Source organism: Methylomusa anaerophila (assembly GCF_003966895.1).
In the GTDB taxonomy this organism is placed as follows: Bacteria; Bacillota; Negativicutes; order Sporomusales; family Sporomusaceae; genus Methylomusa; species Methylomusa anaerophila.
This window is the reverse complement of record NZ_AP018449.1, coordinates 3,111,690-3,137,623: the sequence shown is the minus strand read 5'-3', so window position 1 is coordinate 3,137,623 and position 25,934 is coordinate 3,111,690. Positions and strand designations below refer to the sequence as shown.

Here is a 25,934-nt window from a genome sequence, read left to right as displayed (position 1 = left end):
GTTACCTCCCTTTCTTTTCCGTCGCAATGGCCACCCGCTGCACGCCTGCCAGCTTAAGTTCGTCCAGCACAGCCACAACTTTCCCGTATTCCGCCTGTTTATCCGAACGTAGGATGAACACGATGTCGTTTTGCTTGCTTAATTCCGCTTGCACCCGCTGTTTTAACAGTTCCAGCGGAATATCTTCCTGTTCCAACAGGATCCGCCCTTCCTTGGTGACCAGGACGGAAACGCTGCGCGGCCGGTCGGTCTGGGCCGATGCCGCCTGCGGCAGGTTGACCGGAATGATCTGCTGCTCTACCATGTACAAGGTGCTCATCATGAAGAATACCAACAGGAAAAAGATAATATCAATCATGGGAATTATCATCAGGCGGGGTTGCCTTTCATTGCGGAGGCTACGCAGTTTCATGATGCTTTTCCTGCCTTACCTGTCCGAGGAGCAGCACGCAGATTTTTTCGATGTCGGTTATCATGCTGTCCAGCCGGTGATTGAAGTAACTGTACACAACCATGGCGAATGTGGCCACGCAGAGGCCGGAGGCGGTAGCCACCAGCGCTTCCCCCACCCCGCCGGTAATGGCCAGCGGCTGGCCGGATTTGATATTCATTACGCTGAAGGAGCCGATCATGCCGATGACGGTTCCCAGCAGACCCAGCAGGGGCGCTATGGTGACGATGGTGTCCAAGTGGCTTAGGTTTGCCTTTAGTCCGGCTACCGCCAGTGACGCCTCTCCTTCCAGCACGCTTTCCACATGCCAGGCGCCCCGTTGAAAATACTGGATGCCCTTTGCGGCCACCATGGCCGCGACGCCCCCTGTCTGCCGGCAGATTTCCAGGGAGGATTCCCAGTCCCGGCGTTCCAGCGCCGGCGTTATCTTGGCTACCAGGTCAGGCATGTCGCCCTTCATTTGCCGGTAATACAGATAACGTTCCACCCCAATGGCCGCCACGATCAGCGAGCAGGCCAATATCAGATACATGACCGGCCCGCCTTTTTGAAATACGACAAAACATTCCCAGAAAAAATCCATTTTGTTTCCTCCATATGGTTTGTTATTTACGGATAATCAGTGCACGCTTTTTACAATGCGCATAATATTTTCATCCGACAGTTCTTGCAGACTATAGTATATAGATCCCATCTCCCGCGCCACTGCCCGGGCAACTCCCAGTCTGACAAAGTCGGCCTCCGTGTCGATAACCACACTGTGAAAGCCGTTTATGCCGATTTTTCCGGCAGTCTTAAGGGCAGCCGCTACGGCATCGTTGTTACTGTTGTCGCCGATATTGGCTCTGCCGTCCGTAACCAACACTAAAATGGGCTGCATTTCCTTTTCCTTTTTTTGCATGGCCTTGAGTACGTTAAGAGCGGTGGACAGTCCTTCCGCCAGCGGTGTTTTCCCTCCTGTGGGCAAATGCTGCAAACATTTTTGGGCTAAGTCCACACTACGGGTAACCGGCAGCAGCACTTCCGCCGTTTGCCGCCGAAAGGCGATTAAGCCAACTTGATCCCGCTTTTGGTAGGCGTCCTGCAACATGGCGAAAATAGCTCCTTTAACGGCCCGCATCCGTTCACGCGCCCCCATGGACCCGCTGGCGTCTACTACAAACAAAAAGGTATTGCCGATACGTTTTTCACGGACTTTTTGCCGTAGGTCTTCCCGCTGTACAGTGATACAGCACCTGCCTTTTCCCCTTGACCGCTGATAGGGAGCCGCAGCCCGTAAAGTGGCGTCGAAAGCCAGGTCTGTGACCGGACCGCAGGGTAAACCGGCTCGCACGTATCTTCCCTGCCGGGTGTCGGTACGGGTAAGATTGCGTTTGCCGTTGCCGCGCCGGACCTGACGATCCTGCGGCAGCGAAACCACCACATTGGTCAGCGGAAAAGTCCTGTCAATATCGGCTGTCTGCTCCTTAGCCTCAGCATCATTGACGGCTTGCTGTTCCTGCTGTCCGTCCGCCGGTTCATCCGGCTGCTGATCGTCCCCTGCCGGCGGCGGCTGATCTTCCCCTTCATTGGGCTGCTGTTCCGGCGGAGGCGGCGGCTGCCGTTCCCGGTCTTGCTGCCCGCCGGACTGCTGCCGGCTGTCCGCCGGCGGCTGTTCTTCCTGGCGCACACGATGAGGCAGGACAAAGCGGGCCGCTTCCTCCACATCGGCCGGCAGCAGATATTCGCGTCCGGCCAACGCGGCAATGGCTTTGGCTGCCTCCAAAAGATACAGTTCCGCCCGGTGCCCGGCAGAACGGGCCTGAGCGCACATTTGAGCCGCCAACTGAATCATGGCGTCGGCTACTTCCAAATTTTTTATTTTTCCCCGGGCCGCGGCAACATGGCCCATTATAGTTTTAGTTTCTTCCCGGTATTGCGCCATGAATATATCCGGCTCCCGGTCATAAGCCAGTATGCGCCGCACTATCAACGCCCTGGCGCCGGCGTCTTTTTCCCGGTTTACAGCCGCATACAGGCCGAAACGGTCCAATACCGCCGGCGGCAATGTGCCCTCTTCCGGATTCATAGTACCGATGATGGTATAGACAGCCTCATGCCGGTAGGAGATTCCTTCCCGCTCCACCACATTTACGCCTGACGCGGCGGTATCCAGGATGGCGGTGACTAAATCGCGGCGCAGCAAATTGATCTCATCAATGTATAATACATTGCCGTGGGCTTTGGCCAAAATTCCGGGGCAGAAACGCCGCTGCCCGTTTACGACAGCATACTCCATGTCCAGGCTGCCAAACACCATATCTTCGGTGGCGTTCAGCGGCAATTCCACCAGCCAGGTATCAGCAGGAATAATGTCGGCCAGACCACGCACGAGGGTCGACTTGGCCGCTCCCTTTTCCCCGGCAACCAGCACGCCGCCGGCCTTGGGATTGACCATCGCAATCAGCAAGGCCCGCTTAACCTCATCCTGACCAACTACCGCCGCAAACGGAAATAACACCCGGTGCGCCATTTTATTCCCTCCTTAACCGTCATTATTATTAAATAAATCTTACTCAAGTTATCAAATGCCACGGACTGCTTAGAAATCGTCAGGTACCGTTGCATGTGAAAAATACTTATTGCAATGAAATTTGCTAATTACAGATCGACTATCATAGTCAGACCGACTAGGCGCGACGACGATTCTGATTTCGTTTGCTTAGCATAATAGTTTGTGCGAGGACCGGAGCGGAAGCGTACTGGGGGTCCGCACAGACTACTTAGAAAAAGGCTAACTAGGCCAGAACGGCTGGAGTGAGGACCGCAAGAGCAACGACGCAGATGGCGGTTTATAAGCAGTTCCCTACTTGAGGTGAATAGTTGCATCAAAGAATGCCTCGACCTTTTCCCAGTCAAGCGCCCCTTCTTCGAAGGGACGGCGGCGCATGCGGTGGGGCAAAGCCAGCCAGGCGGCTTTTTTCACATCTTCCGGCGCCGCCTTTTCCCGGCCGGCGAAGGCTGCCAGCGTCAGCGCCGTTTTGATGACGGTGATATCCGCCCGGTGACCGTCAACATCCAGTTCAACAGCTATTTTCGCCACCAGCAGCAGCAAATCGTCGTCAATGGTAACCTGCGGCAACAACCGGCGCGCCTCGATAATGCCGCTGCCCAACTGGTGCTGTTCTTCTTCATACCCAATCGCAAAGCCGACCGCGTCCTGTTCATAGGCCAGCCGGCGTTTGACGACTTCCACCCGCTGCTCGGGCCGGTGCTCGCCGGCCACTAAAACTGACAACCCGAACCGGTCCAAAAGCTGCGGCCTGATGTCACCTTCTTCCGGATTCATGGTCCCCACCAGCACGAACCGGGCCGGATGGGAATAGGACACTCCTTCCCGTTCTACCGTATTGACGCCCATGGCGGCTGCGTCCAAAAGCACATCCACCACATGGTCGTCCAATAAGTTCACTTCATCCACATACAGAATGTTACGGTTGGCCTGGGCTAAAATGCCGGGTTCAAACTTTTTTTCCCCGTGTTTAATGGCATGTTCAATATCCAGCGTACCGACCACCCGGTCTTCCGTGGCGCTGACCGGTAGTTCGACCACCCTCATTTTCACTGAACGGGTGGTAAAAGATTGGGGCCTTTTGGCCAGACATCCTTCACACAGGCGGTTGCTATCGCCGGGATCACAGTTAAACGGGCAGTCCTGCACGGCTTCCATTGCCGGCAATAAATCGGCCAGCGCCCGCACGGCGGTTGATTTGGCCGTGCCTTTTTCTCCCTTGATCAGTACTCCGCCCAGGGCGGGATTAATTACATTTAAAATAAGTGCCAGTTTCATGTCCTCCTGACCGACAATGGCTGTAAACGGATAAACGGCTGTATGTTGTTGCAAAATTCTTTTCACTCCTTATGTTTAGCAACTGTATTTTTCCCTCACAATACGAATCACCAACCTCGTCCAGGCCTGAAGGCAGTCTTCAAGTTCCGGTCCGGCAATCACCGGCGCCGGGACACCGAACTTACCGGCAACCAGGGCCAGCAATTCGTTGCCGGCCGGCCTGATTTCCTCGCCGGACAACAATTCCCAGAGGAATTGATCCAGCAAATGAACATACAGGGACGTGTAGGTAACCAGCTGCGGGTCTGTATCCAACTGATACAAGTGCTCCAAAAACCGCGGTTTAATGACATTTCCCCCATTGTCCGCCGCATATTCCTGCCACAAGTTTTCTTCCTTTACGCCGAAGCGTTTGATGCGCTGAAGTACGCTGTGCTGCTGCGCCGGCGACAGTCCGGTCTGGCGCAGTAAGGCCTCTTTAACAGCTTGCTTGACTGCGCGGCCGATCAGTTCCCCTAATTTGGAATGCTTGCCCGCACTCTCCAGATACAAAGGCGAAGCCGGATTGGCGATAACAATGCTTTGATCGGTTCCCGACCCTGTGGCCAAACCATTGGAATAATTGCTGCCGGCCATGAGTTCCTGCAGCGCCGCTGTTTTGGCTTCGGTACAGGTGACCAGCGCCCTGGCCAGTGTACCGGGCGGCATGTCGGCGTCAATTACCAGCATGATGTTGATGGTCCCCGGTTTATAGATAACGCTTTTGTCGACGGGTTGAAAATGGGTGGCCGGATCGCCTACCCGGCCGCCGTTCACCTCCACGCCGCCGGTTACCAGGGCAGTTACTGTCAGGGTTTGATAGCTTTCAGTCTTTATGGACACATTTTCCATGGAAGCGGCTGTCCCCATACCGGACACCGTATCGGGATCAAGCCCTGCTTCCTGCGCTATCAGCCGCATATGCCCCTCATAAGTGGGCGCGCGCAATGTGCAGGCCATCCCCGCGCCGGGATTGACATCATGATTAAATACAGCCGTCAAATTTTCCTGGTAGCCGCCGTTCAGCACCGCCGTGCTGAGGACTTTACGCTCGGCGGCAAACATAAGGACAATGCTTTTATAATACCGGTAGACATCATCACCGGTTGACAAGGTACATAGTTTCATTGCATTTCTCCTTCAAATTTTCATCACCACGTTCTTCCAGTTCCCCTTCGATAGCCAGATAGAGCCGCTGCAGCTCCTGCTTGGTCTCGTTATCCGCCTGCCACAAACCACGCTGCTCGGCTTCCAGCAGTTTGTCGGCGATACGCTGCAGCGCCCAGGGATTAACTTCTTGCATCCACTGGCGCATCTCCCCATCGAGGGCGTATTTTTGCGCCAAACCGTCGTACATCCAATCTTCCATCACGTCACTGGTGGCATCCCACTCGTAGCAATGGGCCACCACGCCGGCCAAATCGGCCGCTCCTTTATAGCCGTGCTGTTTCATTCCTTCAATATATTTCGGGTTCATTACTTCCCCCCGGAACAAGCGTTTAAACTCTTCCGCCAAACTGCGCAGCGCCACATGCTGCCTGTCGGAACTGTCACCGCAGTAGGAACGGGGCGCCTCGCCTTTTAGACTGCGCACCGCGGCAATCATGCCGCCGTGGTAGGCGTTAAAATCATCGGAATTGAGCATATGCACTTCCCGGTTGTCCTCGTTTTTGACGGTAACGTCCAGACTGCCCAGACGCTTGCTGAACAACTGGGGTACAAACGCGCCGTTAACCTTGCTGCCATAGGCGTGGGCTCCCCAGCGTACATATACTTTCGCCAGATCGTCCACCGTCTCCCAATTTTTTTCTTCCAAAAGATGCCCGACGCCGGCTCCGTAAGCTCCCGGCGGACAGCCAAACACGCGATAACAGGCTTGTTCCCAGGCCTGGCAACTGTCGACGCCTTCTGCCGCCAATTGCTTCGCATCATTGAGCACATGCTTGCGCACGTAATTAACTTCCGGGCTTTCGTCCAATTGGGCAACCAAGCCGACCGCCTTGTCCATCCAGGCAGCGGCCGTGGGCATAGCATCGCGCAGCAGCCCGCTGATGCGGGCCATCACATCAATCCGCGGCCGTTTCAGTTCAGGCGCCGGAATAATTTCCAAATCCACCACCCGCAGACTGCCTTTCTGCCATACCGGCTTAACCCCCAGTAAATATAAAAATTCGGCGATACACTGGCCATGGCTGCGCATATTGGCGCCGCACCATATCACCATGCCGATATTTTCCGGATACCGGCCCTCTTCCCTGATATAGCGCTCAATGACGCCGTCGCCCAAAGTCTTGCCGATTTCCCAGGCGGCCGGGGAGGGCAGCGTACGCGGGTCAACGCCGTAAAAGTTGCGTCCTGTCGGCAGAATGTCCGCCATGCCGCTGGTGGGCGAGCCGGCCGGACCCGGTTCAATGTAGCGGCTTTCCAGCGCCCGCAGTAAATTGGTTATCTCCTGGTCGGTTTGCCCCACGCTGGGGACCAATTTTTCGCAGATATACCGTGTGACCTGCCGCAATTGTTCCCGCAGCGGTTGTTGAGCCTGGACCGCCCACGGCAGGTTCAGGATCCGCTCCGTTTCAGCGATAGAGAAATCACACTCTGCCAGGAGGGTCACCACTTGACGGCAGTGATCCCGGATATCATCCAGCAGCGCCCCGCAGGTCTTACTGCCGTCCGGCAGCAGCTGGCCGCTTTGCTCAATGAGTTCGTAATAGTCATACCCATAGACGGCGGCAATGGTTTTGGGCAACGACGGAATATCCCCGTTGTCCATACGGGTAAGGGCCAGCAAATATTCCGCCAGCATGTCATTTTGCGGCGGGCAGCCCAATACGTGCAGTCCCACCCGGATTTGCATGTTTTTTATATCGGTAACGTAGGCGTGCAGACGCTGGACATATTCGTCAAAGGGCTGTTCGGGAAGGTCTTCGCTCAAATTGGCGGCAAGTACTTTTTCCCGAATCAGGTTGGCCACGACTTCTGTATTGCCGGGTTGGTTCAATTTGAAATGGGCATACTCATCCAGCAGCTTTTCCAGCTCAGCTAATTCCTCATAGATATCGGCATGGCTCATGGGCGGCGGCAAATGCCCGATCAGGCAGGCGGCGCCGCGGCGCTTGGCCTGGATGCCTTCGCCGACTATGGTAATCAGATACGGATACACATTAGGCAAATCACCGATGGCCAAATCAGGATAGCATTGCCGCGACAGTCCCATCCCTTTGCCGGGCAGCCATTCCAACGTCCCATGAGTGCCCACGTGCACCACCGCGTCCGCCTGCCAGATATCCCGTACCCAGTGGTAATAAGCCAAATAATGATGCGTTGGTGCGCAGTCCGGCGAATGCAGTATTTTCCCGGGATCTTCGCCAAACCCCCGCGGCGGTTGCACGGTAATGAAGATATTGCCGTTCAGCATACCGGGAACCAGTAATTCACCGTCATAATAAAAAACATCACCGGGAGGCGCTCCCCATTCCCGCCGCAGCTGCTCCTGATTTTCCGCCGCCAATTCGCCGAACCATTGCCGGTATTGCACTTCGCTTACCTTCCCGGGAGCATTTTCAATTTGTTCGTCGGTTAAAAAGCGCCGGTCATTGGTAGCCTGAGCCAGCAATTCATTCATCAGCGTCTGGCTGTCGGCCGGAATGTGATCCACACGGTAACCCCTCGCCGCCATATGTTGCAGCAGCAGTCTGATGCTAGCCGGCGAATCCATGCCCTGGGCGCTGCCGATATTGGAATTGGTGGCCGGATAATTATGAAAAATAATGGCGATCTTCTTTTCACTGTTGGCTTTGCGGCGCAGCCTGGCCCATTTGCCGGCTTTACGCACCACCGCGGCCAGCCGGTCGGGAATGGGCAGATATCTTCTGGTCCCGTCCGGCAGATTTTCTTTGGCGGCTACCGGCACCCCATGAATGATGCCGTCAAATTCCGGCATGGAAATACTGCAGGATACTTCCATGGGCGTCATGCCCTCAATGCTGTCCTGCCAGTCCTGGCAAGGCTGCAAAAGGCCATACGCCTGCAGGACCGGCACATCCAGACGGTGCAGAAACTCCTGGTCAACCGGCCGGCCTACCGTCAAAGAAAATTTAAAGGTATTAAGCAACACATCAATGACCGGCATGCCGTCCACATAAAAGTAAGCTTGTACGGTATCATCCACGCCCGGCGCGTTAACTTCCGGGTTGCGCGCCCAATGGCTGAACACCGCCATCGCGTTCATGCCTTGCCGTTCGATCTCCGCCACCAGCGCTGTCTGGTATGCCAAGTCCGCCCACACCCACTCATCGCGGGGAAACAAGATGCCGATTGTCGGCCGGTCCGGACGGCAGTACCGGCGGTGGTGCTCCCTGCCGTTGGTAAACGGCGTATCGGCCTGGGGATGGAAAATACCGTTCCACAACAAAGGCTGCGGCTTTTGGTATGCCAGGTCTGCATTGCTGTAGGTGCAAGCCAGCCACAGCCAGAGATTCCGGTAATTTTCCATACCGCTGTAGAGCAGATAGGTACGCATTATCTCCCGCTCCGCCGGCGTGACGCCGTGGACGGTGTCTTCCGGATCAGGGTCGGTTGCCAGCAGGGTATGGATAATGCCTTGTTCCCGCAAGAAGGCGGTCGCCTTCTTCAAGAAATGAGTGTCGTGGCTGGTTCCCATCCAGGAAAACAACACCAGGTCACTCCCGCTAAACATTTGGGGACAATCCGGTCCCCAGTTACTGGCATCATTCAACAACAGGACCTGGCTGCCCCCCGGCAGGCGGCCTTCTTTTTCCAGGTAATCCCGGGCCTGGTCCATCATGATGTACTGACGGTCGATATTAGTCAAAAACAGTATGCGTCCCATTTTTTTCTCTCCTCTTCCAGTTGATCGGCATTATGCCGTCCGTCTATTCCCGCCACAAATTGCGCCGCCGTCATGACGGTGACTTGCGGCCGTTCTATCAGCTGGCGGTATATACGAACCGCCTTGCCGCCGGTAAAATCCCGCTGTTCGATGGGTGTATCCTCGATCACGATAAGCTTCCTGGCAGCAAAAGCGGCATCAAGATTATCCAAATTTTGCTCGCCGTAATAAAGATTGGTCAGGACCGCCCAATCGGCATTGACGATTTTTTCCCGGTTTTGCTCGCCTTGCCCTGCATCAATGGGGGAAAATGGCTGTCCCAGCACGGCATCCATCCCAAAAGCCAGCGCTACGTCCGTATCCGTGTCACCGGACTGAAAAACACCGCCGGTCAAACTATAGGATTTTTCATGCAATACCCGGATTATATTTCCGGCTGAACCGCCGCCGCCGATGATGTGGACGGTCTGCCGCCCGGCAGTGTCAGTGGCCGCCGCATAAGTGTGAATATCCAGATTGCCGGTCACTTTGTTAATGAAAACAGCCGAATGCAGACCGTAGGCCTTTTCCAGATTTTCCACCGTAATGACTTCCGCCGGCGTTCCGTCGGCAACGATCGCGCCGCCGGCCAATAAAATCAGCCGGGAACAAAATTTGGCGGCCAGCTTTATATCATGAGCAATGATGAGTACCGTCTTGCCCTGCCGGCACATCACCTGGCAATACCGGAAAATTTCTTCCTGATATAAAAGGTCGAGACTTGCCGTCGGCTCGTCGAGAAAAATGAGCGGCGTCTCCTGGGTCAGCACTTTGGCCAGCAAAATCCGCTGCCGTTCGCCGCCCGATACCTGTTGCACCGGCCGATCCGCCAACTGTTCCACGCCGGTAAAAGCCATGTACTTGTGGGCAATCCGGTAGTCCTCGCCCCGCTCATTCTGCCACCATTTCAAATAGGGATAGCGTCCGGCCAGCACCACTTCCAGCGCCGTAAACCCGAAGCCTACGTTGACTTCCTGCTGCATATAGGCGGCAACGCGCGCCATTTGCTTGTCACCCAGATTGCGTATTGGCTGTTCCAATACTTTTACCTTTCCCGCCGCCATAGGAGTGAGACCGCGCAAACCGCGCAGCAGCGTACTTTTCCCCGCGCCGTTGGGACCGATTATGCCGACAAACTCTCCCGGCCTAACCGTGAAAGTAATATCCCGCAAAATAGGTTTCACCCCGATGCTGATACTTACATTTTCGGCTGTAAGCGCCTGCTGTGCGGTCATATTCACAACAGTCCCCCTCCTTTCTGCGCCCGGCGCAACAGATAGAGAAAGTACGGCGCTCCCATTAAGGCGGTCATAATCCCCACACGAATTTCCGCCGGCGGAACCAGCATCCGCCCCAAAGTGTCGCAACCGACTAAAAACAGGCCGCCCGCCAGGGCGCAAGCCGGCAGCAGCGTGCGATGCTCCGCCCCGATCAACAGCCGCATAATATGCGGCACAATCAAACCGACAAAACCGATGGCACCGCTAACGCATACGGCCGTGGCAGTGGTCACCGCCGCCACGAACAGCAGCAACAGGCGGAAAGCAGCCGCCGGCACTCCTACCGACCGGGCTTCCTGCTCGCCCAGCACCAAAATATTGAGATGTCTGGCCAGCAGACATAATATACTGATGCCGGCAAGAACCGGCACGGCAATCAGATACACGTGATCCCAGCGGCGGTAATCCAAGCCGCCCACCATCCAGAACAAAAACTCCCGCAGCCGGTATTCGTTCATAAAGGTCAAAATGCCGTTTGTCAGCGCCGCCAGCAGCATACTCACCGCCACGCCTGCCAATAATAACACCATTACCGGTATTTTCCCCTCCCGCTGGGCCAGAGACACGGTTATTCCCACCGCCAGTAAAGCGCCGGACAGCGCAAAGAACGGCATATAAAAGATGCCGTTCGCCGTAACCCCCAAAGCTATGGCGATAACCGCCCCCAATGCCGCCCCGCTGGATACCCCGATAATTCCCGGATCAGCCAAGGGATTGCCAAACACACCTTGCAGGACCGCCCCGGATACGCCCAGCGCCGCTCCCACCAACAGCCCCACCAGGGTGCGCGGCATCCGGATGTGCCAGACAACCGCCGTCTGTTCCTGGGTCAGGCCCACCCCCTGCAATCCGGGGAAATTCAATTGCTTGCCAATGACCGCCAGCATGGACTGGGCAGGCACGTACACCTGCCCCCAAGCCAGCGACAACAATATGGCACCGGCTAATAATACACCCATAAATGTAAATAAAACAGCTTTGTTTTTATGCCAGCCTGTCATATGCTTCGCCCTTCCTGTCTAGTATTTTCCGGGGCCGTCCTATCTTTTTTTTACCATAAAGCATAAACCCCCCTTGTCTAAACAAGGGGGGTTTATGCCTAGCAATCTTGCCAAATAAAAATCCCGGCAAAAAATAGCCGGGAAGGAAAGATTACTCAAATAATCCCCTCCCTATCGCTCGTAGGTCAAACGGTGATTTCAGACAGGCAGTTATCCTGGCTCTGGATCAATGCTTACCCAAACCTTCCCAGGATTTTCATCCCAGTGGCATCCTCTTTGGGTTCGCTCCCCATTACAGTGGCGGGACCGCGCCGGTATCACACCGGTCTTCCCTATTAAGCCCCGTAGGGCACCTGTCTCAAAAAATATTAAATTGTCACGATATGGCATGATATGGATATAATTTAATTTAAATGTTAGCACGTTACAAAAAATATGTCAATCCATACTTTAACAGTTACAGCAGCGTATCATACATATTACTTTTTACTTTTCAATATTAATTTGGCATATAACAGCAGCCTTTAGGCAAAATAATGGGTAGGAGGTGTTATCTAATGTCAATAGCATTAACGCAAAAGGAAAAGTTGCTTTTGCAAGATCAACAAAGCCATGAGGGGATTTGTGTGCAAAAATATCAAGCCTATGCATCGCAAGCGCAAGACCCCCAATTGAAACAATTATTCGGTTCCTATGCCAGCCAAGAGCAGCAACACTTAAATACCCTAACGCAAATATTAAACGGCCAGGTGCCGGTCATGTCATCACAACAAGGCCAACAAACTGCCCAAAGCGGTGCGCAAAGCGCAGTCCAGCCATCGCCGCAAGGAACAACAAACAATCAAAGTGATAGTGTTCTTTGCAACGATATGCTAATGACCGAAAAATTTGTCTCCGGCGCCTACGATACGGCCATTTTTGAATTTACCGACACCAACGTGCGTCAAGCTCTCAACCATATCCAAAAAGAAGAGCAAAAACACGGTGAAGGCATCTTCCAATACATGCAAAGCAAAGGTATGTACAATCCGAAGTAACTGTTATTACGGTCCAATTGCTATGGCAGCTATCAATATTTATAAATCAAGCTAAAGAGGTCGTCTGAAAGCCTAAGGCTTTCAAACGACCTCTTATTTGCTGCATCATTCTCTTCGACAAAGCCCGAAGATCTTCTTAACTACTTGATATAGCGGCGTGCGCCGATATATTGCTGAGTATAATAGGCGTCGCTAAGTGAACTGATGCCTACCTGCCCCTGGGCCGAGCTGGCGTGAATGAAATTCCCGTCGCCCATGTAAAATCCTACATGGGATGCTCCCGGCTTATAAGTGGTGAAGAATACCAGGTCGCCAATCCGCAGGTCAGTCTTATTCACCGGCGTACCGCCGGCAAATTGCTCGGCAGCCGTACGGGGAAGTCTTATTCCGTTTTGTTTCATTACATACTGGGTAAAGCTGGAGCAGTCCAGGCCGCGGGTAACGCTGTTACCGCCGAAAACATAAGGTACGCCCATAAGCGTTTTGGCGGTTTCCACAACTTGAGCGCCCTTAGCGCTGCCGGAGGTTGTGCCGGAACCGGTGGCAACGCCTAATACTTTCGAAATATCGTCGGGAAGTTTAGATTGAACGTTGGCAAACTTGTTGACAAAGTTCCCCAGCAATAAGCCCAGCAGAATATTCATCAGCATATTGCCGCCGTCGGAAGAAGTATCAGTTTGGGCGGCTTGCGGCAAAACATCGGTTAGCGAAAACGCAGCTGCAGGTGAGATTGGGGTGATGAGCGTGACGCAAAAGGTCAGGAGAGCGATCAGGGTCACATGAAATTTATAGATTCTCATCAGCAACCTCCTTTACGTGGTTTATAAGAAAAACCCTCTGTTAAGGGTTACTTCAGTATAATACCACAATATCTTAATTATGTAAACTCGAAGAAACTGGAATCTGAACGGTTATCATGTTTTGAACCGCAATCCACTGTCAATTATTTCTATTGGGAATACGACAAAAACTATGTACATCAACAGTAGCACTTCTCACTGCTGCCCATATCATATAGCAGAGGGCTGAGAATACGGTGTTAGCTTCCGCTAACCGTTTTTTTTCGACCGCGTGTTAGCTGTAGCTAACCTTTATTTTCGGAATAAAACTTAGCCATGGCAAATAAAAGGAGGTTTATTGAATGCAAAGCCCTGAAAAACTACTATCTCTGGCAGATCTTACGGTAGGCACAACCGGCAAAATATCGTCCGTAGAGCTTGACGGCCTGCTCAGGCGGCGAATTCTGGACCTGGGTATTCTACCGGGAACTTCGGTGCAGTGCGTCCGCAAAAGTCCGGCAGGCGACCCCATAGCCTTCAGCGTGCGCGGCACTACCATAGCGCTGCGCAGTAATGACGCCAGTCTGATTAAGGTGTACCCCATTTAAATGTGGAGGCGATGAGAATGAATATGCCAGGAGAAAACCGCAGCCGGGTACTGCGCGAACATTTCGGCATAGTCCCGGAGGCAGGACAATACGTAATTGCCCTGGCCGGCAACCCCAATGTTGGCAAAAGCACTGTATTTAACGCCCTGACAGGTCTACGCCAGCACACCGGCAACTGGCCCGGCAAAACGGTAGATAACGCCCAAGGCACCTTTACTTATCGGCAGAAGCCCTTCCTGCTGGTGGACCTGCCAGGAACATATTCCATACTGGCGCACACTGTGGAAGAACAGGTCGCCCGTGACTTTATCTGCTTTGGTCAGCCGGATGCCACCCTTGTGGTTCTGGATGCCACCTGCCTGGAACGGAATCTGAACCTTGCCCTGCAGGTCATGGAAATCACCCCGAATGTCATTGTGTGTGTCAATCTCATAGACGAAGCCAGAAAGAAAAATATCAGCATTGATTTCCCGGCGTTGGAAAAAGAGCTGGGTACGCCTGTCGTGGCTGCCGCCGCCCGTAACGGGGAAGGCTTGGATACTCTCCGGGAGACCCTGTATCAAGTCAGCACCGGCGCCCGTAAAGGCAATCCCCGGCAACTTGTTTATTCGCCGCCTGTAGAAGCGGCAGTGGAAAAGCTTCTCCCGAATATTCAGCGCCTCGTCGACCACAAGCTAAACCCCCGCTGGGTTGCTCTCCGGCTATTAGACGGGGATAAGGCATTTGTTGAAAGCATCCGCCTGCATCTGGATCTTCAGACCAAATCTGAAATGCTCCAGGAGGCAGCAGTAATATGAGCGGAATTCTGAAGCCGATGACGACGCTGGCGGATGTCTGTGCTGAGGCGGATAAAATTCGCCTCAGTTCCGGCAATACGCTGGGTGATAGTATTGTATCCGACATTTACGCCAACGCGGAACAGATAGCGCATAAAGTAATCAGCCGTAAAGCACAAGCAAAATCCTCCTGGGATGCTAAACTTGATGATATCCTTACCTCCCGTTTGTTGGGTTACCCGATCATGCTGGCGCTATTAGGGATGATCTTTTGGATCACCATTGAAGGCGCCAACGTGCCCTCCGGGATGATTGCCGATGCCCTGTTCGCCGTCCAGGATCAGCTTACTGCATGGTTTGAGCTCGCAGGCGCCCCGGCATGGCTGCACGGGGTACTTGTTTTAGGTCTGTATAGAGGCTTAGCCTGGGTGGTATCGGTTATGCTGCCGCCAATGGCCATCTTTTTTCCCTTGTTTACCCTGCTGGAAGACCTGGGTTATTTGCCGCGAGTCGCTTTTAACATGGATAATTTCTTCAAAAAATGCAAGGCATGCGGCAAACAGGCTTTAACCATGTGCATGGGCTTTGGCTGCAATGCCGCCGGTATCGTATCCTGCCGGATTATTGACTCGCCGCGGGAACGGCTCATCGCCATGCTGACCAACAATTTCGTTCCCTGCAACGGGCGTTTTCCCACCCTCATCGCTATTGCCGCCATCTTTGTCGGCGGCGCATTCGCGGCCGGATATGAGCCGTTAGTTGCCGCGCTGGCGATAACCGCAGTTGTTCTGTTAGGCATTGCCACAACATTCGCTGTATCCTGGACACTATCCCATACCATCCTTAAGGGTGAACCCTCATCCCTGATCCTAGAATTGCCGCCTTACCGCCCGCCGCAGATTGGCGCCATCATTTACCGTTCCATAATCGACCGCACGCTCTTCGTATTAAAGCGGGCTGTAATCATGGCCGCTCCGGCAGGGGCTATCACCTGGATACTCGGCAATGTCTACATAGGAGACATGAGCATAATCGGCCACCTTGCCGGCTGGCTGCAGCCTCTCGGCTATTCTATCGGCCTTGACGGGTTCATTCTCCTGGCCTTCATCCTTGGCCTCCCCGCAAATGAGATCGTGGTTCCAATCCTGCTCATGAGTTATTTGTCCACAGGCCAAATGGTTGAATTCGATAGTCTGGAAGAACTTCGCCAAATATTACTCAACCACGGCTGGACCTGGCTGACTGCCGTCAGCGCAATGCTCTTCTGCCTGCTGCACTGGCCGTGCACCACCACATTGCTTTCAGTATACAAAGAGTCCGGCAGCTACAAATGGACCTTCCTGTCCTTCCTCATCCCAACAGCAATTGCTTTCGCCGTATGTTTCATTGTAGCCCAATCGGCTCGTTTCTTAGGTTTAGCCTAATAGTAGTCATGACCACCCGTAAAACGGGTGGCTTGATTACGCCCTATAACGACATAGTACTAGCCGAGTCTCAAGACTCGCTGAAAAAGTCCGCCAGCTGCATAACCTTTTTATTCAGCCCCTAAAGGGGCTTTTCTCATGACTTTTTTACTGGTTCACCCGCAAATGGGTTCAATCTATTTTTTACAATTTTTCATAATTTTGTATATAATACTATAAAAATAGTTCTGGTGCTAAACCCCCCGGCAACGCCGGATTAGACTTATAGCCGGAGTTTATGATATTTTGTTAAAACCACATAAATTCGAAGAAATAAAAGGAATTTCGGTTTCCGGTCTCGAAAAAAGTATGCTGGATTACTTTTGGAAAAAAAAAGCGCAAAATGGGTACTTTATTACCGTTATAACTCATATTTACTGAGCAGGAGGATACAGTTGATGGAAATCGTTGTATGTGTCAAGCAAGTGCCTGACACCACCGAAGTAAAAATTGACCCAGCGACCAATACTCTTATCCGGCAAGGTGTACCCAGCATTGTCAATCCCTTTGACAAAAATGCGCTGGAAGCTGCCTTACAACTTAAGGAAAAACATGGCGGCAAGGTTACCGTTATCTCCATGGGACCGCCCCAAGCCGCTGAAGCCCTGAAAGAATGTATTGCCATGGGCGCCGATGAGGCCGTCTTAATAAGCGACCGCGCTTTCGGCGGCGCCGATACTTTGGCTACAAGCCATACCCTGGCCGCCGGAATTAAAAAACTAGGCAACGTGGATGTTATCCTTTGCGGCAAGCAGGCAATTGACGGCGATACTGCCCAGGTTGGCCCGGAAATTGCCGAACACTTAGGAATCGCGCAAGTTACCTATGTTTCCAAAATTGAGGCTGGGGGCAATAAGTTGAAAGTCGAGCGGGAGCAAGAGGAAGGATATGAAATAATTGAGGCAGCTACTCCTGTTATGTTAACTGTTGTCAAATCCATCAATGAACCCCGTTACCCCAGCGTCAAAGGGACAATGAAGGCCAACCGCAAGGCAATTCCCGTCTGGACGGCAAACGATGTAGAGGTTAGTCCGGACAAGATCGGACTCAAAGGATCACCTACGCAAGTGCGACGTATCTTCTCCCCCAAACAGCGTACCCAGGGTGAAATTATCCAGACTGATTCGGCGCGGGAATCAGCGGCCCTGTTAATCCAAAAACTGGCTGATGCCAAGATTATCTAGGGGGTAATAATATGGCTGTCAAGGAAATTAAAGATCAGTGTACCGCCTGCGGCGCTTGTATCAGTAGTTGCCCGTTCGGCGCAATCATAATGGCGGATAATAAAATAGTAATTACTGAGGCGTGCACCGCCTGCGGCGCCTGTATCGATGTATGTCCTGCCGGCGCAATTATCCGCGAAGCGGAAGAAAAATCGGCAGCTATGGACAAGAGCCTGTATAAAGGCGTTTGGGTGTATATTGAGCAAGTAGCCGGACATATCCGCAATGTCTCCCATGAACTCCTGGGCGAAGGCCGCAGACTGGCTGACACTATGGGCCAGGAACTGGCCGGTATTCTCATCGGCGAAAATGTGGAAAGCCTGGCAAAAGAAATATTTGCCAGCGGCGCGGATAAGGTTTATCTGGTTGAGGGGCCTGAATTTAATCACTATTCCACCGACGCTTACACCATTACCCTTACCCATCTGATTGAGACCTATCGTCCATCGGTTATCCTCATGGGAGCTACCAATGACGGCCGCGATCTGGGTCCGCGGGTGGCCTGCCGGGTGGGCACCGGGCTTACCGCCGATTGCACCAATCTGGGCATTGACGAAGAAACCGGTTTAGTCGCCTGGACTCGTCCGGCCTTTGGCGGCAATATTATGGCTACCATTCTGTGTCCTGACCATCGCCCGCAAATGGGCACAGTCCGCCCGAAAGTATTCAAGCGTCCGGAACAGGACTTCTCTAAGAGCGGTGAAATCATCCGGGTTCAAAGCAAAGTTCGCCCGGAAGATATCCGGACCAAACTTCTCGGCGTGATTCAATCCTGTACAGCCGCCTGCAACCTGGAAGAAGCCGAAATTATTGTTTCCGGAGGGCGTGGCATGTGTAAGCCTGAAAACTTCACCCTCATTGAAGAGTTGGCCAATGTCCTGGGCGCAGCTGTCGGCGCGTCCCGCGCGGCTGTCGACGCCGGCTGGAAACCGGCCTTGCATCAGGTGGGGCAAACCGGTAAAACCGTTGGCCCTAAAATTTACTTTGCTTGCGGTATTTCCGGCGCCATCCAGCATCTGGCCGGTATGTCCTCCTCCGACATTGTTATTGCCATCAATAAAGACGCCGACGCGCCAATTTTCAAAGTGGCCGATTACGGCATTGTAGGGGACGTGATGGAAGTCATTCCGGCCCTTATAACCGAATTCAAAAAGATTAAAGGGATTGCTTGACTATGGTAAAAATGGTAAGAAACATCAAGTTCGCTGATATAAAAATCGGCGATAAAGCCAGCATGTCTAAAACCATAACAGCCCATGACGTCTACACTTATGCAAATCTGACCGGCGACCTCAACCCCTTGCATACTGACGCTGACTATGCCAAAACCACTGTATTCAAAGAACCTATCGCTCACGGCATGCTGTCGGCAGGTTTTATCTCCGCTGTCCTGGGGACTGTCCTTCCCGGCGCCAATACCATCTATCTTGGCCAGGAACTGTCTTTCAAGGCCCCGGTCAAAATTGGTGATACCGTTACCGCTACCGTAGAAGTCATGGAAAAAATCGAAGGGAAAAGCCGCTTGATTTTAAAAACTACTGTAACCAATCAAGCAGGGACCGTAGTAATCGACGGCAAAGCCACTGTAAGAAAAAAAGATTAACTAAAAGATCGTCATAACCACTGAAACTTCTGAATCGCCGGACATTGATTCGGCGATTTTGTATTTTCCGGAAAAATTTATGTATTTTCTCACGCGACTGGGAAATGTGTGTCAAGATAATTTCGCAGTAAAATATAAAATATATTTGACAATCAAACAATTCTATAATAGAATATTTATAAATTCAAATTATAAGGAGTGATACATGCCTGTGGTTGATGAATTTACCCATGAATTGTTTATTTTTTTCAATGGATTTGCTTCCTGGGAAAATTCGGTAATACGGGCCGGCAATTTAACGGTGGCCGAAGCTCACGCCGTTGAAATACTCGGCACATATGGTCCAATAAACATGAAAAATCTCGCGCAAAAATTAGGCGTTACCACAGGGACTACCACCGTTACCGTTGACCGCCTGGAAAAAGAAGGGTACGCCCAACGGGAGTCGGTGAAGGAAGACCGCCGGGTTTACTTGATAACTCTGACTGACAAAGGCAAAAAGGCTTTTGCCGAACATCATAAATACCATAACACTCTGACCGAACAAGTGTTGTCTATTCTCTCGGCAGAAGAGAGCGCGCAAATGTTAGCAATATTAAAAAAGGTTAATGCCGAGATTTTTTAAAGAAAGGACGCGGTATTGTGGAAGAATTAGTAATGCCCAAATCGCCGGCCAAGAAAAAAAGCAGTTTTTTCTCAAGTCTGCCGGCAGAATTTTGGACTTATGGGCTTACCGGTATTTCCGGTTTATTTTTGATATTGAGCTGGTTCGGCCTGTTTAAAGAGCAAGCGGGTTTTGACCTGGCCTGGATAAGCATTATTATCAGCGGCACACCTATTTTAAAAGGTGCGGTCATTGGGTTGTTCGTCAATAGAGATATTAAAGCCGGCGTACTTATCAGCATAGCATTAATTGCCGCGGTGTTTGTCGGGGAATATTTTGCCGCCGGTGAAGTAGCCTTTATTATGATGCTTGGCGAGTTATTGGAAGAGAGAACGGTATCCAAGGCTAAAGCCGGTATTAAAGATCTGATTAGTGTTGTTCCCCCCACGGCAAGGGTTCGCCGTGACGGTCAGGAAATTAATATTCCTGCCGAAAAAGTTCAGGTCGGCGATATGGTTTTGGTGAAGCCCGGCGAATATATTCCGGTAGACGGAATAGTTGCTTCCGGCCAATCTGCGGTAAACCAGGCTGCAGTTACAGGAGAGTCTATGCCCGTGGATAAGCTGCCTGGTGATGAAGTCTATATAGGTTCGTTAAATCAGTTAGGATCCTTAGGGATAAAGGCTACTAAAGTAGGCGAAGACACCACTCTGGCTAAGGTGATCAAACTGGTGGAAGAAGCTGAAAAAAGCAAAGCCCCTATAATCCGTACGGCTGACCGCTGGGCGGCATGGATGGTGCCGGCAGCCCTGCTCACAGCCATACTGGTCTATGTTTTTACCGCTGATATTATCCGGGCGGTGACCATCCTGATTGTTTTTTGCCCTTGCGCCCTCTGTTTGGCCACTCCTACCGCCATGATGGCCGGCATCGGCCAGGCAGCGAAAACCGGTATCCTGGTCAAAAGCGGGCAAGCTATGGAGGTCAGCGGCAAAATTACTGCCGTAATTTTTGATAAAACCGGCACTTTAACCAAAGGAAAACCAATGGTTACTGAGATAAAAGCATTTAATGCCTTAAGTGAACAAAAATTACTGCAATTAGCAGCTATTGCGGAAAAATTTTCTGAGCATCCTTTGTCCCAAGCTATCATCAAAAAGGCCTATGAGGAAAATTTAACTGTCCCGGACCCTGATTCATTTAAAGTACGATTGGGTCATGGGCTAGAGGCAAATTATAGTGGTTCATTAATACTCATCGGTAATCGTAAACTGATGAAACAAGAATCCATACCATTGGCGCATGAGATCGAAATTTTTATCACGCAAGCTGAAGAAAAAGGACAAACCGCCCTGCTATTGGCGGTAGGCGGCAGCCTGGCCGGAGTTATAACAGTGGCTGATCCGGTTAGGGAAGAATCAGCTGAGGCGGTGAAACGACTGCAAGAAGACGGTATCCGGGAAATTTGGCTGCTGACCGGGGATAATCCCCGCACCGCGGCAGCCATCGCGGCAGCAACTAATATTACCCGCTATGTTGCTGAACAGTTGCCGGAACAAAAAGGCAAAGTAGTCAATAGATTGAAAGAACAGGGTTACCAGGTAGCGATGGTCGGCGATGGCATCAATGACGCGCCGGCCCTGGCATTAGCCGATATAGGAATTGCCATGGGTGCTACCGGAACGGATGTAGCTGTTCAAACGGCCGATATCGCCCTTATGTCTAACGACATTGGCAAAATATCGCAATTGATAAATTTAAGCCGGCAAACTTTGCGAACAATTAATTTCAATATTTTATTGTCCATGCTGATTAATTTCGTTGCAATAGTTCTAGCTTCCCTTGGTATTATGGGGCCAATTCTCGGAGCATTAGTCCATAACGCCGGTTCAGTGCTGGTAATAGCCAATTCCGCTCGTCTAATGAAGTGGCAAAGTGCATAATGACTGTTTTTATAGAAAAGTTGTACCTTTACGTAAAAAAGCTCCTGGCGGGAGCTTTTCTTTTTATTGACAGCTAATTGGATTAATGGTATGATATGAATAGGTCATTAATTGATAATAATTATCATTATCAGGAGGGATGAGCCTATGAAAAAAGTATCGGTTATTTACTGGAGCGGGACAGGAAATACACAAAAAATGGCTGAAGCAATTGCCGAAGGCGCAAGCTTGGATGGGGTTGCCGTAAGCTTAATTTCCGTCGACAAAGCTTCGCACGAGGATGTACTTAACTCAAATGCCTTGGCTCTTGGTTGCCCGTCCATGGGAGATGAGGCCTTGGAAGAAGAAGAAATGGAACCTTTCATTCATTCCCTGGAGGGAGAAAACCTGGCCGGAAAACCATTGGCCTTATTCGGCTCTTATGATTGGGGCGACGGTCAGTGGATGCGGGATTGGACGGAACGAATGAAAAATCAGGGCGCCGCCCTGGTGGACAACGGGCTGATTATCCAAAGTACTCCGGACGATGCCGGAGAGGCTAAGTGCAAGGAACTGGGGGCAAAACTTGCGTCCGCTGCCCGCTAGCGAATAAAGATGGTTATCATATATCGACTGCATATATCTTCCTGAAAAGTTATTAATAAAAATTAGAGGTGGTAAATTTGAACGTTAATTGCATTCATGCAAAACATACCGGAACAATTACAGAAGTTCCCCGGTTGCCCGCTTTATCCAATACAAATTCGACTCATAGCAGCCAACCCACACCCACACATAATAATCACCCTAAGACGACGATAGAAAACAAGATGTACATACCGAAAAACTGGCCTGCCAGCTGGAGCCGCTAAACTGCGTACCACACCAGGAATCGTCATCCGGTAAGGATGGCGGTTTTGTTTTTTTATCATGGAATATTTCATTGTATTATTGACAAATAAATAAATTTGCAGGAAAATGTTAATCAAACGAAATTTGTTGTTAAATGATTTTTTTCTGTGTTTATATTATGCAATGTGCTTATTAGGAGGGTGTTGGATGAGCAAATGGCGCTGCAATGTCTGCGGATATGTGTATGAGGGAGAGAAACCTCCGGCGGAATGTCCCATCTGCGGAGTCGGTCCGGAAGAGTTTTCATCTGTTGGCGAAACTACTGTCGCAACAGCCCGGCCGATTCCTGCCAAACGTTGGAAGTGTACTGTGTGCGATTACGTTCATGTGGGCGAAACCCCGCCTGATGTCTGCCCGTTATGCGGCGCTGGATCTGACGCGTTCGTCCTCTTAAGTGATGACGCTCAATCCCTTACTGCCGAGGCAATCGCCGCTGCCGGACTGGGCACCGCCAGATCGGCCCTTAATAAAGTCAGCTATGGACTATATATTATTACTTCCGTTAATGCCGGCCAATTGAACGGCCAATGCTGTAACACCGCTTTCCAGCTAACCGACCAGCCGACGCGGCTGGCCGTCTGTCTTAACAAAGAAAATCTAACCCATGAATATATAATGGCCAGCGCGGTATTCGCCATATCCATGCTGAGTACTAATCAGTTGGATATGGTCCGGCATTTTGGCTATCAGTCCGGACGCAATGTAAATAAGTTTAAGGATATAGAGTATATAGCCGGAAAAAATGGCTGTCCCATATTGAAAAACGGGGTAGCGTATGTGGAAGGAACAATTCTTCCCGAAAAAAGTGTTGATGTCGGAACCCATACTTTGTTTATAGGCGATGTAACCGCCGGCCGGATGATTGTAGATGAAGATCCTCTCACCTATCACCTATATCGGGAAAACAGGGCAAAATAAATAATAGGAACGTCAAAACTGCAAAAACAGCTTATCCAATGATAAAAGCATGGATATCATTGGATAAGCTGTTCTCATTTGTCCTTTCATTATTTTAATTGATCATATTGTTCATTCAAAAAAATAACAACCTCTTAACACAATTGTAATATTTTCATTTTCCAACGTTTGCTATAATTTATGTTAGATAATAGATAATTATCAATCAATTCAATTGATTCGTGAACAGGAGGAGTTGCCGTCCATGAAACGCAAAACATGTATTGTTATTTTCGGAATCATGGCGATAGCTAATACTGCTTTCGCCGGCCCCTTAACCGATTTTTCCCAGGGGAAAATGGCTCTCGACGTGACATTCCAGTCTCCTAAGATATCAGAAACCTACCATGATGCCGGAGGCAGCATTCCCGATGCTGATGGCAAAAGCACCGTAGGCTTTGATTTAACTGCCGGTCTTGGGAACAAGATTGCCCTACAGTACAAACAATCCGCACCTAAATCCAAAGACACCAATTTCAATAATTTATTAACCTTTAACACCAAATTGGATGTAAAAGAGTATAACCTTCTTTATCAATTAAACGAAAACGCTGTCGCTTTTACCGGTTTTTCCCAAGTAAAAGCAACACAAGAAATATCTTCAAGCGGTGATGGCTTCATAGAAGGCGGTAGCACCAGCACGGACTGGAAAAGCTACTGGCAACTTGGCTTGACTGGCATACTCCCTGTTATGGACAAAACCAACCTTTATGCAACTGTCGCCTTTGGCAACAACATGAACGCCTGTAAATTGGGAGTCAGTTATGCTTTGGCCCAAAACGTCGATTTAGACGCCTTCTACACTAACAGTCAGTATAAAAACTTATCCTGGAAAGATGGCAATGGTCAATCGGATTTCACCGCCAAAGGCTTTGGCTATGGCGTGACATTTAAATTCTAACCCTCTTGGCCAGGTTCACAAAATGACAAATAAGGAGGCACTTATATGAAGGATAAAACCGGTTCCATACATATTCTGAGCCGCAGAAGTTTTTTGCAGCTGGCTCTGGGGACCGCGGCGGCAATGGCATTCGACCCAGCAACAGCTTTCGCTGCTCTTCCTGTCGGCAAGTATTTAGACAATGTCAAATTTGTCGTTCTCTCCGATACCCATTATTATGATCCCAGCCTTGGCACAACAGGCCCGGCCTTTGAAGCCTATCTCGCGCAAGATAGAAAGATGCTGGCCGAAAGCAAGACAACCCTTGAAAGCGTCATCAACGCCATAAAGAAAAGTGACGCCCAGTTTGTCATCGTGTGCGGCGACTTGACAAAAGACGGGGAATACCTTTGTCACCAGAAGTTTGCCGACTACATGCGCGAACTTGCCCAAGCGGGAAAACCGGTGTATGTCATTAATGGAAACCACGACATCGATTGCCCTAATGCCTATAGCTACAGCGGCAGCACCAAAACGAGGGTACCAAATACCTCCGGCAGCGAATTTAAGCGTATTTATAACGAATGTGGTTACAATAAGGCTATTGCCGTAGACCCCAACTCACTGAGTTATGTTGTCGAACCGGCTAAGGGCCTTCGCCTGGTCGCTATGGACTCTTGTGTGTATGGGGCAACCAGGGGCAGCTTCACAACAGACCGATTAAATTGGATAAAAAACCAAATTAAAGCGTCCGTTGCTGAAGGCAAAACAGTAATCGGCATGATGCATCATGGTATCGTACCCCACTTCTCCGCCCAACCACAGTTTTGGGGAGAATATGTTGTAGAAAATTATGATCAAGTGGCAAAAGAATTAAGCAGTCTCGGAATGAAGATAGTGTTTACGGGACACTTCCACGCTCAGGATATAGCGGAGAAACAAATTACTGGCGCCAACGGCGATTTCCTCATCGATGTGGAAACGGGATCACTAGTTACCTACCCTATTCCTTACCGTTACGTGGAGTTTTCTCCCGATAGAAAGAAACTGAGAACGATTTCTCAGAGAGTAACAACCACTGCTTACAATACAGGCAATGTTGACTTCCAGACCTACGCCAAAAATTTTACCGCCAATAATATGAAAGATTTGCTGATTCAATATTTGGCAATCCTATTAAGGGGATCTTACCCTACTTACACTGACGCTCAGTTAACTGCAATGGCAACAGGTTATGCAGCAACCAAAATAACTCCTTCTCTGACTGTATCCGACATATTTATAGCCGCTATGATCGCCCATTACCAAGGTGACGAAAATCCCGACTCTCAAACCAGGTCTATTTACCAATCACTGGCTTCTTCTAGCGATGCAACCGTCAGAATGATGGGCCAGTACCTGGTTTCCATCGGTACAGAAAGCTTGCTGGCCGATAATAATAATGTGATCGATCTGGTAACGGGTAAATCGCTGCAGACATTCTAGCATTTCCTAAATACTGCAAGGTTGTTCGCGGCGTTTGCGACGCTGACAGTTGCCGGTAGTTCATGGGACAAGAAATTATATTCATTGTTTATAATATAAAAAGGGGCTGTCTCAAAAGGTTTTTAAACCTATAAGAGGCAGCCCCTTTGTTCACCGCTCCCAGGATGGTGGCCCACACGGCATGCAGGGTCAGG

22 protein-coding genes and 1 riboswitch are annotated in these 25,934 nt (G+C 50.9%); of the genes, 13 read left to right on the top strand and 9 right to left on the bottom strand.

The features are described 5' to 3' along the window. Window position 1: 1 nt before the first annotated feature. The 8 genes from MAMMFC1_RS14035 to MAMMFC1_RS14000 all read right to left on the bottom strand — a co-directional run bounded on the left by MAMMFC1_RS14035 (window position 2) and on the right by MAMMFC1_RS14000 (window position 11,491). Entirely contained in the window at window positions 2-412 is a 411-nt protein-coding gene (locus MAMMFC1_RS14035; RefSeq protein WP_126305568.1) for an ExbD/TolR family protein, read from the bottom strand. Next, entirely contained in the window at window positions 399-1,034 is a 636-nt protein-coding gene (locus tag MAMMFC1_RS14030) for a MotA/TolQ/ExbB proton channel family protein (RefSeq protein WP_126309099.1), read from the bottom strand. Before MAMMFC1_RS14030 ends, MAMMFC1_RS14035 begins: the two co-directional genes overlap by 14 nt. Before the next feature lie 36 nt (window positions 1,035-1,070). Further along, window positions 1,071-2,963 carry a VWA domain-containing protein gene (locus tag MAMMFC1_RS14025; protein ID WP_126309098.1) on the bottom strand — a complete coding sequence of 631 codons (1,893 nt, stop codon included), beginning with the start codon at window positions 2,961-2,963 and terminating at the stop codon, window positions 1,071-1,073. Window positions 2,964-3,296: 333 nt separating this feature from the next. Then, complete coding sequence (locus MAMMFC1_RS14020) at window positions 3,297-4,280, bottom strand: ATP-binding protein (protein WP_126310621.1); 984 nt, start codon at window positions 4,278-4,280, stop codon at window positions 3,297-3,299. Between the two features lie 75 nt (window positions 4,281-4,355). Further along, entirely contained in the window at window positions 4,356-5,447 is a 1,092-nt protein-coding gene (locus MAMMFC1_RS14015; protein WP_126309097.1) for an adenosylcobinamide amidohydrolase, read from the bottom strand. Then, the gene (gene cobN / locus MAMMFC1_RS14010) at window positions 5,419-9,171 is read right to left on the bottom strand and encodes a cobaltochelatase subunit CobN (RefSeq protein WP_126309096.1); all 3,753 of its coding nucleotides are present in this window, start codon (window positions 9,169-9,171) and stop codon (window positions 5,419-5,421) included. The genes MAMMFC1_RS14015 and cobN overlap by 29 nt, the downstream gene beginning before the upstream one ends. Then, window positions 9,150-10,445, bottom strand: coding sequence for an ABC transporter ATP-binding protein (locus tag MAMMFC1_RS14005; RefSeq protein WP_126310620.1), 1,296 nt, complete (start codon window positions 10,443-10,445; stop codon window positions 9,150-9,152). The genes cobN and MAMMFC1_RS14005 overlap by 22 nt, the downstream gene beginning before the upstream one ends. Window positions 10,446-10,447: 2 nt before the next feature. Then, on the bottom strand, window positions 10,448-11,491 hold the full coding sequence (locus MAMMFC1_RS14000) for a FecCD family ABC transporter permease (RefSeq protein WP_126309095.1): 1,044 nt from the start codon (window positions 11,489-11,491) through the stop codon (window positions 10,448-10,450). Between the two features lie 188 nt (window positions 11,492-11,679). After that, a riboswitch (cobalamin riboswitch) is annotated at window positions 11,680-11,863 on the bottom strand. 185 nt (window positions 11,864-12,048) lie between these two features. Here MAMMFC1_RS14000 and MAMMFC1_RS13995 point away from each other — a divergent pair. Further along, a complete protein-coding gene (locus tag MAMMFC1_RS13995; protein ID WP_126309094.1) occupies window positions 12,049-12,528 on the top strand; it encodes a spore coat protein in 480 nt (159 codons plus the stop codon). Window positions 12,529-12,668: 140 nt separating this feature from the next. Here the strand turns inward: MAMMFC1_RS13995 and MAMMFC1_RS13990 are convergent, their stop codons facing one another. Continuing rightward, window positions 12,669-13,328, bottom strand: coding sequence for a C40 family peptidase (locus MAMMFC1_RS13990; RefSeq protein WP_126309093.1), 660 nt, complete (start codon window positions 13,326-13,328; stop codon window positions 12,669-12,671). A gap of 341 nt (window positions 13,329-13,669) precedes the next feature. On the opposite strand from MAMMFC1_RS13990, the gene MAMMFC1_RS13985 reads away from it, so the two are divergent. The 12 genes from MAMMFC1_RS13985 (at window position 13,670) to MAMMFC1_RS13930 (ending at window position 25,740) form a co-directional block, all read left to right on the top strand. Continuing rightward, window positions 13,670-13,915, top strand: coding sequence for a FeoA family protein (locus MAMMFC1_RS13985; protein WP_126309092.1), 246 nt, complete (start codon window positions 13,670-13,672; stop codon window positions 13,913-13,915). Window positions 13,916-13,932: 17 nt separating this feature from the next. Further along, window positions 13,933-14,712 (top strand): FeoB small GTPase domain-containing protein, encoded by a 780-nt coding sequence (locus tag MAMMFC1_RS13980; RefSeq protein WP_126309091.1) that lies wholly within the window; start codon window positions 13,933-13,935, stop codon window positions 14,710-14,712. Then, on the top strand, window positions 14,709-16,115 hold the full coding sequence (locus MAMMFC1_RS13975; RefSeq protein ID WP_126309090.1) for a nucleoside recognition domain-containing protein: 1,407 nt from the start codon (window positions 14,709-14,711) through the stop codon (window positions 16,113-16,115). Before MAMMFC1_RS13980 ends, MAMMFC1_RS13975 begins: the two co-directional genes overlap by 4 nt. 437 nt (window positions 16,116-16,552) lie before the next feature. Next, complete coding sequence (locus MAMMFC1_RS13970) at window positions 16,553-17,338, top strand: electron transfer flavoprotein subunit beta/FixA family protein (RefSeq protein ID WP_126309089.1); 786 nt, start codon at window positions 16,553-16,555, stop codon at window positions 17,336-17,338. A gap of 11 nt (window positions 17,339-17,349) precedes the next feature. Then, window positions 17,350-18,549 (top strand): electron transfer flavoprotein subunit alpha, encoded by a 1,200-nt coding sequence (locus MAMMFC1_RS13965; protein ID WP_126309088.1) that lies wholly within the window; start codon window positions 17,350-17,352, stop codon window positions 18,547-18,549. A gap of 2 nt (window positions 18,550-18,551) precedes the next feature. Continuing rightward, the gene (locus tag MAMMFC1_RS13960) at window positions 18,552-18,980 is read left to right on the top strand and encodes a MaoC family dehydratase (protein WP_232035463.1); all 429 of its coding nucleotides are present in this window, start codon (window positions 18,552-18,554) and stop codon (window positions 18,978-18,980) included. 205 nt (window positions 18,981-19,185) lie between these two features. Next, entirely contained in the window at window positions 19,186-19,605 is a 420-nt protein-coding gene (locus tag MAMMFC1_RS13955) for a MarR family winged helix-turn-helix transcriptional regulator (RefSeq protein ID WP_126309087.1), read from the top strand. 17 nt (window positions 19,606-19,622) lie between these two features. Next, complete coding sequence (locus MAMMFC1_RS13950; RefSeq protein WP_197723819.1) at window positions 19,623-21,527, top strand: heavy metal translocating P-type ATPase; 1,905 nt, start codon at window positions 19,623-19,625, stop codon at window positions 21,525-21,527. A gap of 147 nt (window positions 21,528-21,674) precedes the next feature. Next, entirely contained in the window at window positions 21,675-22,112 is a 438-nt protein-coding gene (locus MAMMFC1_RS13945; RefSeq protein ID WP_126309086.1) for a flavodoxin, read from the top strand. Between the two features lie 453 nt (window positions 22,113-22,565). Continuing rightward, window positions 22,566-23,336 (top strand): flavin reductase, encoded by a 771-nt coding sequence (locus tag MAMMFC1_RS13940; RefSeq protein ID WP_126309085.1) that lies wholly within the window; start codon window positions 22,566-22,568, stop codon window positions 23,334-23,336. A gap of 244 nt (window positions 23,337-23,580) precedes the next feature. Beyond that, window positions 23,581-24,276 (top strand): hypothetical protein, encoded by a 696-nt coding sequence (locus MAMMFC1_RS13935; protein WP_126309084.1) that lies wholly within the window; start codon window positions 23,581-23,583, stop codon window positions 24,274-24,276. A gap of 45 nt (window positions 24,277-24,321) precedes the next feature. Then, window positions 24,322-25,740, top strand: coding sequence for a metallophosphoesterase family protein (locus MAMMFC1_RS13930; RefSeq protein ID WP_126309083.1), 1,419 nt, complete (start codon window positions 24,322-24,324; stop codon window positions 25,738-25,740). Window positions 25,741-25,934: the final 194 nt, after the last annotated feature.

Bases quoted from the DNA above. Each gene is read 5' to 3' on its own strand.
- MAMMFC1_RS14035 (WP_126305568.1), bottom strand. From the start codon at position 412: ATGAAACTGCGTAGCCTCCGCAATGAAAGGCAACCCCGCCTGATGATA.
- cobN (WP_126309096.1), bottom strand. From the start codon at position 9,171: ATGGGACGCATACTGTTTTTGACTAATATCGACCGTCAGTACATCATG.
- MAMMFC1_RS13990 (WP_126309093.1), bottom strand. From the start codon at position 13,328: ATGAGAATCTATAAATTTCATGTGACCCTGATCGCTCTCCTGACCTTT.
- MAMMFC1_RS14020 (WP_126310621.1), bottom strand. From the start codon at position 4,280: ATGAAACTGGCACTTATTTTAAATGTAATTAATCCCGCCCTGGGCGGA.
- MAMMFC1_RS13935 (WP_126309084.1), top strand. From the start codon at position 23,581: ATGAAACGCAAAACATGTATTGTTATTTTCGGAATCATGGCGATAGCT.
- MAMMFC1_RS13995 (WP_126309094.1), top strand. From the start codon at position 12,049: ATGTCAATAGCATTAACGCAAAAGGAAAAGTTGCTTTTGCAAGATCAA.
- MAMMFC1_RS13940 (WP_126309085.1), top strand. From the start codon at position 22,566: ATGAGCAAATGGCGCTGCAATGTCTGCGGATATGTGTATGAGGGAGAG.
- MAMMFC1_RS14015 (WP_126309097.1), bottom strand. From the start codon at position 5,447: ATGAAACTATGTACCTTGTCAACCGGTGATGATGTCTACCGGTATTAT.
- MAMMFC1_RS13930 (WP_126309083.1), top strand. From the start codon at position 24,322: ATGAAGGATAAAACCGGTTCCATACATATTCTGAGCCGCAGAAGTTTT.
- MAMMFC1_RS14005 (WP_126310620.1), bottom strand. From the start codon at position 10,445: ATGACCGCACAGCAGGCGCTTACAGCCGAAAATGTAAGTATCAGCATC.
- MAMMFC1_RS14025 (WP_126309098.1), bottom strand. From the start codon at position 2,963: ATGGCGCACCGGGTGTTATTTCCGTTTGCGGCGGTAGTTGGTCAGGAT.
- MAMMFC1_RS13960 (WP_232035463.1), top strand. From the start codon at position 18,552: ATGGTAAAAATGGTAAGAAACATCAAGTTCGCTGATATAAAAATCGGC.
- MAMMFC1_RS13965 (WP_126309088.1), top strand. From the start codon at position 17,350: ATGGCTGTCAAGGAAATTAAAGATCAGTGTACCGCCTGCGGCGCTTGT.
- MAMMFC1_RS13945 (WP_126309086.1), top strand. From the start codon at position 21,675: ATGAAAAAAGTATCGGTTATTTACTGGAGCGGGACAGGAAATACACAA.
- MAMMFC1_RS13980 (WP_126309091.1), top strand. From the start codon at position 13,933: ATGAATATGCCAGGAGAAAACCGCAGCCGGGTACTGCGCGAACATTTC.
- MAMMFC1_RS13970 (WP_126309089.1), top strand. From the start codon at position 16,553: ATGGAAATCGTTGTATGTGTCAAGCAAGTGCCTGACACCACCGAAGTA.
- MAMMFC1_RS14000 (WP_126309095.1), bottom strand. From the start codon at position 11,491: ATGACAGGCTGGCATAAAAACAAAGCTGTTTTATTTACATTTATGGGT.
- MAMMFC1_RS13975 (WP_126309090.1), top strand. From the start codon at position 14,709: ATGAGCGGAATTCTGAAGCCGATGACGACGCTGGCGGATGTCTGTGCT.
- MAMMFC1_RS14030 (WP_126309099.1), bottom strand. From the start codon at position 1,034: ATGGATTTTTTCTGGGAATGTTTTGTCGTATTTCAAAAAGGCGGGCCG.
- MAMMFC1_RS13985 (WP_126309092.1), top strand. From the start codon at position 13,670: ATGCAAAGCCCTGAAAAACTACTATCTCTGGCAGATCTTACGGTAGGC.
- MAMMFC1_RS13955 (WP_126309087.1), top strand. From the start codon at position 19,186: ATGCCTGTGGTTGATGAATTTACCCATGAATTGTTTATTTTTTTCAAT.